Genomic DNA, 13,980 nt, shown 5'->3' on the forward strand with positions numbered 1-13,980 from the left:
ATGGCCGAGCTCGATTCTCCAGAAGGTAGCTGGTGACACGAGTGTTGAGCCCACCCAACTAGGGTGACGGAAATTTCTGGGGTTCCGGCTTACATCCCCGTGATGCGATCAACCTCGGGCTGACCAAGATGGCCGAGTCGAGCCCCGGCCTGACCTACGCCAAGCTGTCCTGGCTGCAAGCCTGGCACATCCGCGACGAAACCTATTCGGCGGCCTTGGCCGAGCTGGTCAACCACCAGTATCGCCACGCCTTTGCCGCCCACTGGGGCGACGGCACGACCTCATCCTCCGATGGCCAGCGCTTCCGCGCGGGTGGCCGGGGCGAGAGCACCGGGCACGTCAACCCGAAGTACGGTAGCGAGCCGGGACGGCTGTTCTATACCCATATCTCCGACCAGTACGCGCCGTTCAGCACCCGCGTGGTGAATGTCGGCGTCCGCGATTCCACCTATGTGCTCGACGGCCTGCTGTACCACGAGTCCGACCTGCGGATCGAGGAGCACTACACCGACACGGCCGGCTTCACCGATCACGTCTTTGCCCTGATGCACCTGCTAGGCTTCCGCTTCGCGCCGCGCATCCGCGACCTCGGCGAAACCAAGCTGTACGTGCCGCAGGGCGTGCAAGCCTACCCGACGTTGCGCCCGCTGATCGGCGGCACCCTGAACATCAAGCACGTGCGTGCCCACTGGGACGACATCCTGCGCCTGGCCAGCTCGATCAAGCAGGGCACCGTCACCGCCTCGCTGATGCTGCGCAAGCTCGGCAGCTACCCGCGCCAGAACGGACTGGCCGTGGCCCTGCGCGAGCTGGGCCGGATCGAGCGCACGCTGTTCATCCTCGACTGGCTGCAAAGCGTCGAGCTGCGCCGTCGCGTGCATGCCGGCCTGAACAAGGGTGAAGCGCGCAACTCCCTGGCCAGGGCGGTGTTCTTCAACCGCCTCGGCGAAATCAGGGATCGGAGCTTCGAGCAGCAGCGCTACCGGGCCAGCGGCCTCAACCTGGTGACGGCGGCTATCGTGCTGTGGAACACAGTGTATCTGGAACGCGCCACCCAGGGGCTGGTCGAGGCTGGTAAGCCGGTGGACGGCGAGCTGCTGCAATACCTGTCGCCGCTGGGTTGGGAACACATCAACCTAACCGGCGATTACGTCTGGCGGCAGAGCCGCCGGCTTGAAGACGGGAAGTTCAGGCCGCTACGGTTGCCCGGAAAACCTTAGCGTACGATTTTTTCCGTTTTCTCTATTCGCCCCATAACCACCGTACAAGTCTCATAGCAAGGGTTTAGGATCTGGTCGGAAATCTTTAAATCAATGCCTTCACCGAAGGCACATGGCAGCATTCGCGTTTCTGATCCGTAAAATGAGCCTGCGCGCACACGCGCCCGGTTGAGGCGCAGGGCGGCTTGCCGTCCTGGGGCGATTTATCCGGGTCTTAGCGCCCGAAGGGTGGCCGGAGGCCAGGGCAGGGCAGCTTTATCGCCCTGGGCCGCTTAGACAGGCTGTTACGCGGTAGTCGGGTTTGTTTCCAGGCAGCGGGTGCAGGGGCCGCAGGCCTCTGCCGGGGTTTGGGGCGAGTAGCCCCATGCTCTTTACCGTGCCGTGCCGTAGGCACGACTTTGCACGGGCGCTATCTGAGAGGTGGTACACCTCGTAAAGCCCTGTTTTTTACCCGTAGGGGGAAACTGAAGGGGGTATAAAATTCCATTTATTTTAAAGCCCCGGCCGGTGACCTCGACGGGCTCCAGAACACGAGCCAGAAATGCCGGCGACACCGGCGAATCAGTGGCTTTTTCGAGAGATGGCCAGCTGTCCCTGGGACACGCACAAATCGCAGGCGTGAAGCGGCCTCCGCGTGAGCGGATACAGAAAAAAGGGAAGGAAGGGTAGTGTTTGGAAGCTTAGCCTGACGCCTTGACAGCGACGTTGGCCAACAGCTTGCTCAACCTGTCAGTAACCTGGTTACCAGTCACCGCCTGCGGCTTCGATGGTCCACCGTCTGGCGATTGGCTCTGGCCCACTGATGCCGGCCTGTCGTCTGATTCGCGGCTTTCTTTGGCACGCCAACGATTACGGGACACTTCACGACGCAGCAGTTCCTTCGAATGGCGCTCCATGTCGTCGAGACGACGCTGGCCAATCACATTCAATTGAACCTGGCGACGTTTGCGCGCGGAGTTCTGCACCCGCTCAAACACATGCAGTAACCCAAGGTCTTTCCAGAAGAGTTTGGTGAAGCGGATAAGCACGCGTGTACGCACCAGGTGCAAGCCGTTCTCGTCCTTTTCATCCAGGCGCACACGCTCGATGCGTCGGTACACATACCCGGCCGCGTCGAAGGTCTGAAATAGCCGGCAAAGCACCGGTGCTGAAATAGGCGAGTCCTCAGCAATACGACGCTGGGTATTGAGGACATAGCGTCCATTGTCTTCATCGAGGTAGCCCAGGACGCCGGTGGCCAGATCCAGACGAATCAGCATCTGCTCGGCTGACTTCTCGATCGCTACGAACTTCTCGATACGGGTACGGCGATCGCCATTCACACGGTCTAAACGACGCAGATAGCGGCCACGGTACTGGACCATATTGCTCAGCCGCTCAAAGGCTGAACGAATCAGGGGGTTTTTCAGCTGCTGTTCAGTGAGGTGTCGCGGTGCCGCATAAGACGCCGGCATAGGCCGGGCAGCTCGTCGCAATGCAGAGTGGGGATTAGAAGGGTCAAGTCGAACGACTTTTAGCTTTGCCATCAAGACTCCCTCCAGCGGTAGCAGTTACCGTTCAGGGGAGGAGCCATGACTACTGTGATTTGCGATCTGTTGCCGTATGGGGCGTGCACAGCCGCTGCAAATTCGAATTCCATTTTAATACGCCGTTTGGCGGCAAGCTAATTATGTTGACATTCTGCGACTTGCAAGAAACCGCAGTACGCGCCATAATCGGCTTACCGTTTGTTGTTGTTGAACAGGTCATCCCCGTCGAAAAGAGAAAGACCTGTTCAGAATTTTCCAAAAAGCCCGGTTACCAGCCGGGCTTTTTGGTTTCTGCGATTCGGTATCTACACGTTAAAACTCTCTGTGAATGGTACGTAAGTGCTTAATGTTGTTCTTCTTTCTTCTTTGACGCCTCATCTTTAAGCTCAAGGCGGAACTGTGGGTGCTCTACACCCTCGTCCACCTCATTGAGATATCTCAAAACCGCCTCGCGTATGGTTTTTGACACCGTAGTACCCTCCGCACGCATCGCGGCATCAAATCTCCTTTTGGTTTGCTCTTCTAGCTTGAAGGTGACAACGGAAATTTTCTGGTCGGAAAACATAATAAGATTCCAAGGTAATACGGTAAGACTCTCGCTGCCAGATTAGAAGTTATACGGTATTACGTCAAGCTTGGCCCAGATGGTAAACCTTTGCCAGATAAGGACTTAGAGCGATACGGCGACGGCCGCTCCTCTGAACACGCTATTGCTCACCACGCTTAAGTGTCGGCAGAACAGGCATTTACGCTGCTGTTCCGCCTGACAAAGCAGTTAACGGTAGGGGTCAAAACGGCAAATCATCGTCAAAATTATCGTAGTCCTGATCCGGTTCTGACTGTGGTGAAGACTGTGGCTCCTGGGTATTGGTCGGCTGCGGCCGGGGAGCCTGGCGAGGCACGTTGTCGTCCGGGCCCGCTTGAGAGGCCTGTCGATCGCCCTGTGGACGCCCGCCCAAAAGCTGCATCGTCCCGCGCATGTCCACATGTATCTCCGTGGCGTAGCGCTTGATCCCGTCCTTTTCCCACTCTCGGGTCTGCAACTTGCCCTCAATGTAAACCTGAGTGCCTTTACGCACGTATTGCCCAGCGATTTCCGCCACCTTGTCAAACAGCACCACGCGGTGCCATTCGGTCTTTTCAACCTTTTGACCAGTCTGCTTGTCGGTCCATTGTTCGCTGGTGGCCAGGCTCAGATTGATTACCGCCTTACCGGTGGGGGTGTACCGCAACTCCGGGTCTTGCCCGCATGTGCCAACCAAAATCACTTTATTTACGCCGCGTGCCATGGTGTTTCTCCTCGTTACTTGGGTTTGAAAATCAAGGTGCAAGTTTTTCTCGGTACCACTAGATGTGGTGCCTTGATCAGCTGCCGGCGACACAACATGTAGTGTCATGGCCCGCTCAAAGCCCACTCGATGACGCCCGTTAATTCATTTCGTCTTCATAGATCGGGGGTTGCAGGTCGTTTCTATGTGGCCTCGGCGCTGCAGCTCTAGGCGCTGCAGCTTGGGCATTCGGGACATTGGCCGGTCGGATGTGCTGCGCCTGGTAGTCCTCCAGACGCTTGCTGCCCACCGTTAACGCCTGTGCGGTACGCGACTGCGCCTGATAACCACGGCCGCGCTTGGGGACATGCTGCAATGCGGTGTTCCATAACAACGAGCTGCGCACCGCTGCCCCTGGACGCCGACGCCAAATGGCTTGCCATTCCTCGTCCAAGTCATTCAAGGCCACCAGCAACGGATCAGTCAGCACCAGGCTTTCCAGGTCGCTGCGACCAGGCTTCATCGCCACATGGTGCAAAATCCGTTGCACTCGATCCGCACGCGGATAGCTGCGCCGGACCCTGGCAGGCGCACCGGCCAACAAGGTCTCCAGCCCTGGCGGGGCGACCTCGATAAAGCGGTTGATATGGATGGCTTCCTTGGAAAGCTTGTCGACATCATCGACATACATGGAACTGCCGCGAATCACATTCCCTTTGTAGAGGGTGATGTTTTCACCCTCCTGCAGCTGCTGGACTTCCTCGACACTGACCTTTTTGTCCTTGCTCATGGTCAAGGTGTCGGAGTCTTCCCAGTTGGAACTCAACATGCCCGGTTGACGCACCAAGCCGGACATTTGAGGCACATACTCGTCACCCGCCATCAACTGCAGGATCTCCAGCGTGTCTTTGGGGTCCATGATTTTCCCGGTGATCCGGGTGCCCATGTTGGCAATCAACGTCCAGACTTTATCGCCGGCAGCGGATTTGAGGCGCTGCGCCTCCTGGCTCGCCAACAGCAAGCAAATACCAATGGACCGCACTTGCGTCGCCAACTCGCCTATTTTGTCGGTGTAGTAGGCCCCTACCTCATCCAAGATCCACAAGAACGGGAAGCGGTCCTTGTACTTGCGAATCACCAGAATATCTTCGGGCTTACCCTCCAGCTTCTCACCCAGATCCTGGCTCAGGATCATGGCCGCCTGCGACACGTACAAACGGCCAAGGGTCGCCGCCTCGGTCGAGGAAATTTCCAGAGCTGGAATCAAGACCTGCAGGATGCGGTCGTTATGCACCACGTCCTTGAGGTCGATATCGCCGGCATCAAGGGCAAACACATGGCCGTAGGTGTCGTTAAACAAGGCCAGCATGCGAGTGAATTGCTGGATCAAATACCCGTGCTGATTCAGTGCCTCCGGGGCCCATTCAGAAGGGGAGTCCACCTTGGCCAAGTCAAACCCGGCCAGAGTGCCCAAGTAGTTTTCCAGCGGTAACCGGGCCTCTTCATGCCATTGTTGCTCCACTGCCTGGATATAGAGCTTGGCGATCGCGCGCAGCGGTAAATGTGCCTGAATCGTGCGCTGAGACATGACCGTCCCTTCACGCCGGCACTTGTACACCAGGCCAAACACCAGGGCTTGGATCATGGCCCGGGCTTTCTCCTGCCAGCCACCATCGTTGCCGGCCGGGGGCAACATCGAATCCATCAGGTTGATGATGTAGGTTTCCTGGGCGATACCAAACGCATTGATGGTGTTGGTCTGCCCTCGGCTTTTATTGCCTTCAAGCAGATCCTGTGCCCGGGATTTACCACCCGTGATGAAACTCATTGTCCGAACGTCATCCTCCCGGCCATAGCGCCGTGCCAGGGAGGTAATGGCGGCGGATACATCGTTTTGGGCCTTGCCGTCAGAATAAATTAGCCCTTTCCCGTAGCTGAGCTGGCCAACGACATACCCCAAAAGTGCCTCAGTTTTGCCGGCGCCGGTCGTGCCGAACATCAAAATATGGCGCGTCATGTCATCCATGGAGAGCCACAGCTCACGCCCGGCATCCCGGGCCCGCAAATAGCCCATATACAAGATGCCAGCAGCCTTGCTCATGGAGGTGCGCATGACCGTCACCGGCAAAAACCCCAGTAACTTGCCCGGTACCTGGCGTTGCGTCGAAGGATCGAAGCGGTCCATGTCCGAAGGCATCCGCATAGGCATCTGCCAGGGTTCCAGCAGCATCGAGGGGGCCCAGAAAATCATGATGGGCAAGCTCAACCACAGGCTGGCCGGATACACGATGCCACCCACCACGGACCCGACCAGTCCCAACGCGAGACTTCCGGGCCCCATCATCCACTCGCCCAATGCCGAGTGGTAAATCCGGCGGTTTAGGCGCGTACGCTCGACGGCGTAGTCATTGGCTCGCATCCGATACCTCCTGGCCCTTCTGCGCCGGTTGTTCGTCCAGGAAGGCTTGCAGTTTCAGCGGGTCGCGCAAAAGCGCCTGCGACACGTAACGGCCATCGTCGCTAATCACCCAAGGCGTGCCAGGAATTAGATAGGCCTGATAGGCCACCTGATTGATTCCCAGAGCCTTGAGGGCTACATCGCATTCACCAGGTTGCGCCGCTTTTGAATCCGCCCCTTCCGACGCCTGCTTTTCCGATTGTTTGCCCAGGTTCAGCCCATCAGGGGCCGAATCAAACAACGCGTCCCAGGCCGCTTTGCGCTGTTCAGGTGGCAGGCACAGCACTGGCGTAATGGCCGCAATCGACTTTTCCTTACCGATCACCGGTACCGGAAACACCACCACGTTGAAGGCGTCAGAGATGGCATTCAATGCTGGTTCCAGACGCTTACAGTTGGGGCAACTGGGATCAGCGAAGACGTACAGCGTCCGGGCGTGGCCGCTGGAGTAGTCCACGGTAAACAGCTTGCGCTCTGCCGCGTTGTGCAGCTTGCTCGGAAGCGTGGCCCGGATCGCCTGTGGCAAGGCCCAGCCGTCATCTGGCACCTCACTTGAGGCTGTCGGGCTTGGCGCTGGCTCTATCGGCCGTACCGCAGCTGCGCTTGGAGCGCTGAGGACCGGGAGGGGAGTCAAGGGTTTAGGTGCGCTGAGTACCGGACTGGTGACTGCCAGGCCAACCGGCGTTGAGATTGGCTGTATGTCCTCTGCCTTAACCCAAAAATAGCCGAAGGTGAGTGCGGCTACAGCTAGCACCACGCCGGTCACTTTGAGTATGTCCTTTAGGGTGGAATGGTGTAACTGCACGGTGACCAGCTGGTTGAGTAGGTCCTGCGCCTCATCGTTATTAAGGGTTTCGAGTGAGAATTCAAACCCCTGAGCAGCACGGCAAACCACATTGCCATTGTTCAAATAAAAGGAGGGCTTTTGGCGTAGGTCCAAGGTACAGAGCGTGCGGCTGACGCTATCTACTGTCTGAGTGATGACAAGGTGATTAGCTTTGATAAGCACCGAAAACGGCGCGTGCAGGGATGCCGAGGCCATGGGGTTTCCTCTAGTCGAAATAGGTAGGGATGGAGCGTCAGAACAGTGCGGGGAGGTACACAGATAATTCAGCAGCTATTAGCCTGGCTCGTTGGCCACCGTTTCCTGCACGGCATAAATCGCCGTCATAACGGGAACATCAGAAACCTCTCGACGTTTGGCCGTGATGACTTCGCGCGGGTAAACCAGGCCGATGCTTTCCAGCTCAATCTGCAAGCCTTCGATGGCTTGCGTGACCATCAATCCGGGACGTGGCAAACCCTTCTTTTGGGCATGAACCTCTGCCCGCGCTTGAGCCTGCACACCGGCGCCCTCAACAAACACCTTCGCGGTGTCCGCGCTATGCAGGGCATACCACAACGTGCGGTCGACGCCTTTGAGCCAGCGGAACCGCGCAGGCGGTAAGCGAAGATCGCGCCCGTACAAGCCGACTAATGCAGTTCGCACCGATATATGGCTTTCCAACCACTCACTGACGCCTGGAGCCTGTTTTAGGCGCTCAAAGCCCTTATCAGCCAATCGGTAGAGCGGCGTCACCGAGTAGCGTTTGCGGCGCAACAAACCACTGACCATACAAGAGCGGTTCAGGTCATCAAGCAATCGAGTTGCCGCTTTGCGATCATCGAGAAACACCTGCTGACCAAACACGGCCAACAAGGCCCGCTCATAAGGTGTCCAGTCCGAAAGACCGTTATGAACACCGCCGATCTGAGCTTCAAACGCCGAACGCGATGCCTCCAGATCCAGCACTTTGCGCTGCACCAGGTTGTACCGATCGGCAAACTCTTCGGGCTTGAGCGCCCAGGCATTAGCGGCCGAGGTGTCATTCATCAAACCATCAGGCCCTGATGCGGCCAAGACTGGTATCACTGAGGGGGCAAACGCACTCACCAGTCCAGGCAGAGTGTGGATGTTCACCATCCGTTTACTGCGAAACGGCAGCGCCGGGTGTTGCGCCAATCCCATCGCACTCATCACCACTAGCGGTACGAGGAATAGCATGAAGATCCCGCTGGTTTGGTTCATCACGTCGATCCATTCGTTCAACGTAATGTCCTTGGCGTTATTGGCTACCTCAGCCAGAAGGTTGATCTTGCCCCCGGCCCAGGTATGAAGTGGCCCGAAGTCCACTATTTTCCATAACCAATAAAGCGTCCAGGTAGTCCAGTACACGAACGAATCGAAAAATAGCCAGCACAGCAGTACAGCGGCACAAAACGCTAGAAACACATACGCTTGTTCGCCCTCCCACGCGCTTTGTTGAGGTCGATTTTGCATTGGGATTTCCTACGAAGATTAAAACCAACTAACCGGAATGGCCATTAATGGCCCACAAACAATCACACCGCCCGAATGGGCAGTGTGGGAGGGTAAAACGAGAAAGGGGATCTATTGCTTCACGCCAGGCGTGGGATTTGAATCTTGAAATCGCTTTCCAATTTTTCGATCTGGTCGCGCACGTGCTGCGCAAACGGCTTAGCTACGTTGGTTTTTTGGTATTCCATAGCCCCCAAGGTATCGAACCAGCGCTGTGCCCAAGGAGTAGCGATTTCAATACGCGGCAGGTCAGGGAACTTGGTATTTAGACGAAACATGTTCCCTTCAACTTCGCGGTTGGTCCAGTCATCCATGGTCAAGCCCACTACGTCCACCTGTCCTTTACGGATTCTATGAACATACAAAATCGTTCCATTTTTCTTGTCGATCCCCAGGTACTTGCCCTCACCTTGGCGATACATTTCGTAGCCAATTTCAGGGGCGTAGTACGCAGAATCACGAAGATACGCCGTGATTTTTTTGAGTAAGCGATTCCGGCTCCATACGCCATATGCAAATGTCCCAATTGATACAATTATTACGGCCCAGATAATAACAGTACCCAATGCGTCATCTGCGACTCGCCCCATGGACTTGCCTGATGTCACCATGAAAAACATTACTACGCCTATGAACAGTAAAAATGGGAATGCAAAAAACATATAGAGACTTTTTACGATCCCAACCCATCCCTCTTTGGCGGTTTTCAATCGTTGCACCATGACCTTACCCTCATGATTGAGAAGAATTTCATCCTGTTGAATCGGCTAAACACTCAAGCGCAAACTGAACCCGATAATCGGCCACCCTATACAGCGGCTCAGACTCATCACGCAGGTAATTTCGAAAGCCTGTCCACGACATACCAAGCAGCTGGGCCGCCTTGCGTTGACTAATCCCGGCCTTATCGATCAGCTCGCGTAGATAACGCGGATCTGGATTGTGATTGCAAGCATCAGGCTTCATCAAACAAGATTCCTGCTGTCATAGCACCTTAACCATGAATACAGCGTAGCGGATAACACTGTTACCCAGACCGCCGTTTATCGGACAGCAGAAACTTGTTTGTAACTGATCATTGAATACCGTCCCCTCCACCTCCACCGCCAGGATTGCGCCTAGGCTGGCTTCGCATACCCGGCATGCGCTGTGCCCCACCGCCTGCAGCACCGAACATACCCTTCATGTTATCAACCATACCGCCCATCACATTGGCCCCTTCACGACCGCCCAGGAACGAAATCACATAGTCAGCAAGGGACGCTTGCAGACCAAAGATCCGAGTGACACCAAAGGTCGCGATACGGGCGTAGATCATCAACCAGCCAATCATCTTGAACAGCCCAACAATGGAGTCCGCATTGGCATTAGCCAGTGCAGAGGCGAACAGCAGATTAAGGATTGTGCCCCCAGCCATAACGGCCACGGCCGCAAAGAAGAAACCCAGCACCATCAGTGCCGGTCGCAACATCATGTCGATCAAGAAGATATAGCCGTAGGCACTCCGACTACCTTTGTCTTCCTCCGCCCCCAAGTGCGTTGCAGCCCACATTGGACCAGCGGCACAACCCACCAAGACACTGACAATCCAGTTAAATACCCCCGTCATCCAGAACAAAAAAGGCACTGCTGGCAAAAACACTGCCAAGGAAAAGCCGATGGCCATCAATGCAAACATAACGAAAAAGAAGATTGGGGCCAGAGCGCCCAGCACATCTTTCGCCACTTCACCGCCGTTGATACCAAAGACTTGCCCAAGTGTCCCCAGGACCGAGTTACTGGCCGCCGAAGCAGCACCCACAGCAAGTGCATAAACCGCCATCGATGTTTCTGTTGCGACCAATGTGTAATCGCCAATTGCCTGCATTTTGATCAGCGGGTTTACTTGGTTAGAGAAATTGGCGTCCGTGCCAACTTTCAACGTAGCTATTCCGCTCGTAATCATTTGCATAGGATTTTTGAAAAAGCTCACAAACACCGAGTTGGGATCTTCCGCTGTAACTGCCGCTCCATCATCCTTGGCGGTCTGTGTCCCCAATGGCGCTGTATAGGTGCTGTTCTGCACCTGCGCCCGATAGGCCGCAAACACCTGGTTGTAAAGATCGCTGGTGCCATGTTCGCCGACATGACTCATTCCAGTGACAACCGGCGTCGAGCTGGCCACGTCATTGGTCTTGCTATTGGCCGTAGCGAAGGTGTGATACCAACTACCCAAGGCAACCCAACCACTGCTTTTGATCTGACTTGATAGCTGGCTTTGCAGCGTATCCTTGAAGTCGATCTTAGTCAGCGCCTGGTTGACCGTATTTTCATACTCTGCAGCCGCGTTCTGGATCTGCGTCTCGGCATCCTGAAAACTCCCCACGTCTTGGTCACGCTTGCTCAGGTAGGTGTCCACAAATGACCGCGCCGCCTGATCCATAGAGCTTTGCATCGTGTCCAACGCTTGACGCTGCGCCGTGATAACGCCATTCGTATCCACATCACTGTCAAACAGCAGATTCCAGGTACCGGTGCGGCCTGTGTTGGGCGTTTTGGCAGAGCCACACACGGCACTGCCATTGCCGGTGTCGTATTGACCATTACCGCCCTTGGTGGTCATCAGAGGTGTATTGGCTTCTCCATCCGCATACAACGACTGCAACTCACGGTTAATCGCGTACTTGCACAGGTTCATCTCAAAGATGCCCCGGGCAGATGACCGAGTGACCGGCGCCGTTGGCTGCGTCACCATCGAATAGCCACTGCTCATCATATCGACGGCTTTATCCGTCAATAGATTCGCCCCACCGACCCCCATCACAGATGTGGCCCACAGCATAACCAGCTGGGCCAGCGACCAGCCCGATGCAGTGGGTAGCAAGGTGATGAATCCGGCGAACGTCATAATCGGATACACCGCTGAGCGCCCCCCGTTAAAGACTTGCCCCTGGTGCCCTGACTTCACAATGGTTCTCATCGTGATTGCCAGAAACCAGAACAAGGCCAGCACGCTCAAAAAACCGTTGATGAGCGCGAACAACGATCCGATCAACGTGGGGGTTGAAGGGGCAAACGGATTAAGCACCACGTCGCCAAAAATCATCACCAGTGCCTGCCGTGACAGGTCGTTGGTCTTTTGGGCCGCAGCCGCGATAGTCTGATAATCCACAGTGTCGGCCAGGGCCGGCAGGGAAAAGACCAGCAACAGTCCGACCCACCAAAATTTATTGGTAAGTTTCATAGAGTTTTCCGTGTGAGATGCCGGACCGCGAAAGGGACCGTAGAGGTGAAACAGAAGAAAAGTCGTAAGCCAAAAAGGACGCCGACCCGGGGCAAGGAAGAGGTGTTCCCCTTATCTACAAAGCGGAGTCACCGCGCGGCGCCCAACGTAAGCACCTGCCGGCCCCAATGATTTTCGGTCAGGAAGTCCTTGAAGGTGCCCCCTTCACTCTCGCTGACGCGTCTCTCCTGCAGTTGCCATACGCGGTAGGTGGTAATCAGTGTTTTCACAAACCCAAGCCCACCTGCGCCTGCCAGTACCAGGATCGTTATCACTGCGCGCAACAGCGTACCGGAGGGCAAACCGTGTGCGAGCAGTACCAGGCCCGACAGCACCAATGCCAACCCTCCGCCAATTACCATCAAGCACCACCAGGCGAGCCGAATACGCGTGAAGGTGGTGTTTAGCTGCTCAATGGTCCTGCCGCTACATGCCACTGCCTGAGCCCAATCCAGTGATTCAGACGGGACGGACTGGTGGTTCAGAAGAGCCCAAGCCTCACGCAGCCGGCCCATAGTCGGTTGCACACCCTGGCGATAAATCACTCCCAGGTCCGAGAACGGGTTGATAATCGACAACCCCACGTGCCCGACGCGTTGTAATGGCGTACTGGTGGTCTTATCGGTTTCCTGCGTTTTTTCACCGGCGTTTCGAGGATCAGTTTTCATGTGCTGTCACTCCCGAACTCATTTTTGAACCCAGCTCTTGAAGCTGCGGTACGTACTTGGCATCGGCCGCCAGGGCTAATTGCTGGCCTGCAATGATGTTGGCCTGACGCTGATCATTTTTAAGTCCCAATTGCAGCCAATTGCCCAAGCTCTGCACTCGTACCAGCTCACGCGTCAGGTTTTCACCGCTCATAGCCTGCAAGTCAGTCTCATAGGCTGTATTGGCATAACGTCTGCCCACCTCAAAGGCCTCAAACTCGCGTTCACTCATCACACCCGTGCGTTGCGCTTCCTGACTGCCGGTGGTGGCGAAATACTCCGCCGCTGACGGGCTTTGCAAGGCTTCTTGCAGCGCGTCCTTCGTGGCCGGATTGGCCTGACTGGCGGCGATCATGTCCAGTTGCGGTTGAGTGGCCGCGCTTTGAATCGCCTTGTACTGGGTCATCAACCCCTGATATTCACGCCCAGTGGCTGACTGGATTTCGCCCTTACCCGGTACCCGACCACCGTCATGACGCGCAGAGTTTTTCATGTAGGCCATCCCCGCATCTATCTGGTCCTGGTTGAAGGTCAGGTCAGGGGCCTTACCCACCGCTCCCGCGCCGTCGAGCAACGAACGCATTTCAATGTCGCCCCCTGGCAGGCTGGACACACCCGGGCACAAGTCCGTGCCGCCATACTGCGCGGCCTCGCTCTCGGTGCAATATGCAGCGTGCATGGCTGCACTGCGATAGCCACCCTGGCGTGGTGCGACGGGCAATGAGGCGATGGTTTTGCGCACCACCGCACTACTGACGCCCGATCCCGTAGCAAGGGTTGAGGAATTGGAACGACTCACCTTGCCTACCGTTGCAGCCATACCAGAAGCAGACTCGCTGCAAATACTGTCCGCTACTGTGTACTGCTCTCGGGCACGTTCCAGGCGCTCAGTCTGACGCCCGAAAATGTCCGCTTCGCGTTGAGCGCGGGCCGATTCAGTGATGACGGCGACCTGCTTGTCACTGGCCTGCACAATGGCCGTGCCGATCTGCATATCAGTGGTTAGAATTTCCGCCAAGGTGGCTTGAAGCCCCACCATGGCAGGCATAACTTGCATGGTGATTGGTACGCTGGACACCTCCGCCGTCGGCTGCACATAGGCAAAAGCCTGCGGCCCCCCCAGCACACTCATGGCCAGCGCGGTTAACGTATAACGTCTTTTCATCATGATTTATTC

Annotated in this window: 11 protein-coding genes and 1 pseudogene; 1 reads left to right on the forward strand and 11 read right to left on the reverse strand. The window is 56.3% G+C overall.

Annotated features, from left to right (window positions below; genetic code table 11):
- Positions 1 to 101: 101 nt before the first annotated feature.
- Positions 102 to 1,220 (forward strand): annotated as a pseudogene (locus ACZRKZ_RS26155) (Tn3 family transposase); the annotation flags it as partial.
- 680 nt (positions 1,221 to 1,900) lie between these two features.
- Here ACZRKZ_RS26155 and ACZRKZ_RS26160 read toward each other — a convergent pair.
- The 11 genes from ACZRKZ_RS26160 to traW all read right to left on the reverse strand — a co-directional run bounded on the left by ACZRKZ_RS26160 (position 1,901) and on the right by traW (position 13,971).
- On the reverse strand, positions 1,901 to 2,674 hold the full coding sequence (locus ACZRKZ_RS26160) for a hypothetical protein (RefSeq protein WP_048402766.1): 774 nt from the start codon (positions 2,672 to 2,674) through the stop codon (positions 1,901 to 1,903).
- 418 nt (positions 2,675 to 3,092) lie between these two features.
- Complete coding sequence (locus ACZRKZ_RS26165; RefSeq protein ID WP_048402768.1) at positions 3,093 to 3,314, reverse strand: ribbon-helix-helix protein, CopG family; 222 nt, start codon at positions 3,312 to 3,314, stop codon at positions 3,093 to 3,095.
- A 223-nt stretch (positions 3,315 to 3,537) separates the two neighbouring features.
- Entirely contained in the window at positions 3,538 to 4,038 is a 501-nt protein-coding gene (ssb, locus tag ACZRKZ_RS26170) for a single-stranded DNA-binding protein (RefSeq protein ID WP_048402770.1), read from the reverse strand.
- Between the two features lie 139 nt (positions 4,039 to 4,177).
- Positions 4,178 to 6,436, reverse strand: coding sequence for an F-type conjugative transfer protein TrbC (trbC, locus tag ACZRKZ_RS26175; RefSeq protein WP_048402772.1), 2,259 nt, complete (start codon positions 6,434 to 6,436; stop codon positions 4,178 to 4,180).
- Positions 6,423 to 7,517 (reverse strand): thioredoxin domain-containing protein, encoded by a 1,095-nt coding sequence (locus ACZRKZ_RS26180; protein ID WP_048402774.1) that lies wholly within the window; start codon positions 7,515 to 7,517, stop codon positions 6,423 to 6,425. Before ACZRKZ_RS26180 ends, trbC begins: the two co-directional genes overlap by 14 nt.
- Positions 7,518 to 7,595: 78 nt before the next feature.
- Complete coding sequence (locus tag ACZRKZ_RS26185; protein WP_048402776.1) at positions 7,596 to 8,795, reverse strand: secretion/conjugation apparatus DotM-related subunit; 1,200 nt, start codon at positions 8,793 to 8,795, stop codon at positions 7,596 to 7,598.
- 119 nt (positions 8,796 to 8,914) lie between these two features.
- Complete coding sequence (excA, locus tag ACZRKZ_RS26190) at positions 8,915 to 9,553, reverse strand: plasmid IncI1-type surface exclusion protein ExcA (RefSeq protein WP_306418545.1); 639 nt, start codon at positions 9,551 to 9,553, stop codon at positions 8,915 to 8,917.
- A 31-nt stretch (positions 9,554 to 9,584) separates the two neighbouring features.
- Positions 9,585 to 9,800 (reverse strand): helix-turn-helix domain-containing protein, encoded by a 216-nt coding sequence (locus ACZRKZ_RS26195; protein WP_019719043.1) that lies wholly within the window; start codon positions 9,798 to 9,800, stop codon positions 9,585 to 9,587.
- A 109-nt stretch (positions 9,801 to 9,909) separates the two neighbouring features.
- Entirely contained in the window at positions 9,910 to 12,057 is a 2,148-nt protein-coding gene (locus tag ACZRKZ_RS26200; RefSeq protein WP_048402780.1) for a DotA/TraY family protein, read from the reverse strand.
- A 128-nt stretch (positions 12,058 to 12,185) separates the two neighbouring features.
- Positions 12,186 to 12,764 (reverse strand): conjugal transfer protein TraX, encoded by a 579-nt coding sequence (gene traX / locus ACZRKZ_RS26205; RefSeq protein WP_048402782.1) that lies wholly within the window; start codon positions 12,762 to 12,764, stop codon positions 12,186 to 12,188.
- Positions 12,754 to 13,971 carry a conjugal transfer protein TraW gene (traW, locus tag ACZRKZ_RS26210; RefSeq protein ID WP_228392694.1) on the reverse strand — a complete coding sequence of 406 codons (1,218 nt, stop codon included), beginning with the start codon at positions 13,969 to 13,971 and terminating at the stop codon, positions 12,754 to 12,756. Before traW ends, traX begins: the two co-directional genes overlap by 11 nt.
- Positions 13,972 to 13,980 lie beyond the last annotated feature (9 nt).

It is taken from the genome of Pseudomonas sp. c313 (assembly GCF_055407145.1).

What these genes read in the sequence shown, in the direction of transcription:
- ACZRKZ_RS26165 (WP_048402768.1), bottom strand. Translation starts at nt 3,314, where the DNA reads ATGTTTTCCGACCAGAAAATTTCCGTTGTCACCTTCAAGCTAGAAGAG.
- ACZRKZ_RS26200 (WP_048402780.1), bottom strand. Translation starts at nt 12,057, where the DNA reads ATGAAACTTACCAATAAATTTTGGTGGGTCGGACTGTTGCTGGTCTTT.
- traX (WP_048402782.1), bottom strand. Translation starts at nt 12,764, where the DNA reads ATGAAAACTGATCCTCGAAACGCCGGTGAAAAAACGCAGGAAACCGAT.
- ACZRKZ_RS26160 (WP_048402766.1), bottom strand. Translation starts at nt 2,674, where the DNA reads ATGCCGGCGTCTTATGCGGCACCGCGACACCTCACTGAACAGCAGCTG.
- trbC (WP_048402772.1), bottom strand. Translation starts at nt 6,436, where the DNA reads ATGCGAGCCAATGACTACGCCGTCGAGCGTACGCGCCTAAACCGCCGG.
- traW (WP_228392694.1), bottom strand. Translation starts at nt 13,971, where the DNA reads ATGATGAAAAGACGTTATACGTTAACCGCGCTGGCCATGAGTGTGCTG.
- ACZRKZ_RS26195 (WP_019719043.1), bottom strand. Translation starts at nt 9,800, where the DNA reads ATGAAGCCTGATGCTTGCAATCACAATCCAGATCCGCGTTATCTACGC.
- ssb (WP_048402770.1), bottom strand. Translation starts at nt 4,038, where the DNA reads ATGGCACGCGGCGTAAATAAAGTGATTTTGGTTGGCACATGCGGGCAA.
- ACZRKZ_RS26185 (WP_048402776.1), bottom strand. Translation starts at nt 8,795, where the DNA reads ATGCAAAATCGACCTCAACAAAGCGCGTGGGAGGGCGAACAAGCGTAT.
- ACZRKZ_RS26180 (WP_048402774.1), bottom strand. Translation starts at nt 7,517, where the DNA reads ATGGCCTCGGCATCCCTGCACGCGCCGTTTTCGGTGCTTATCAAAGCT.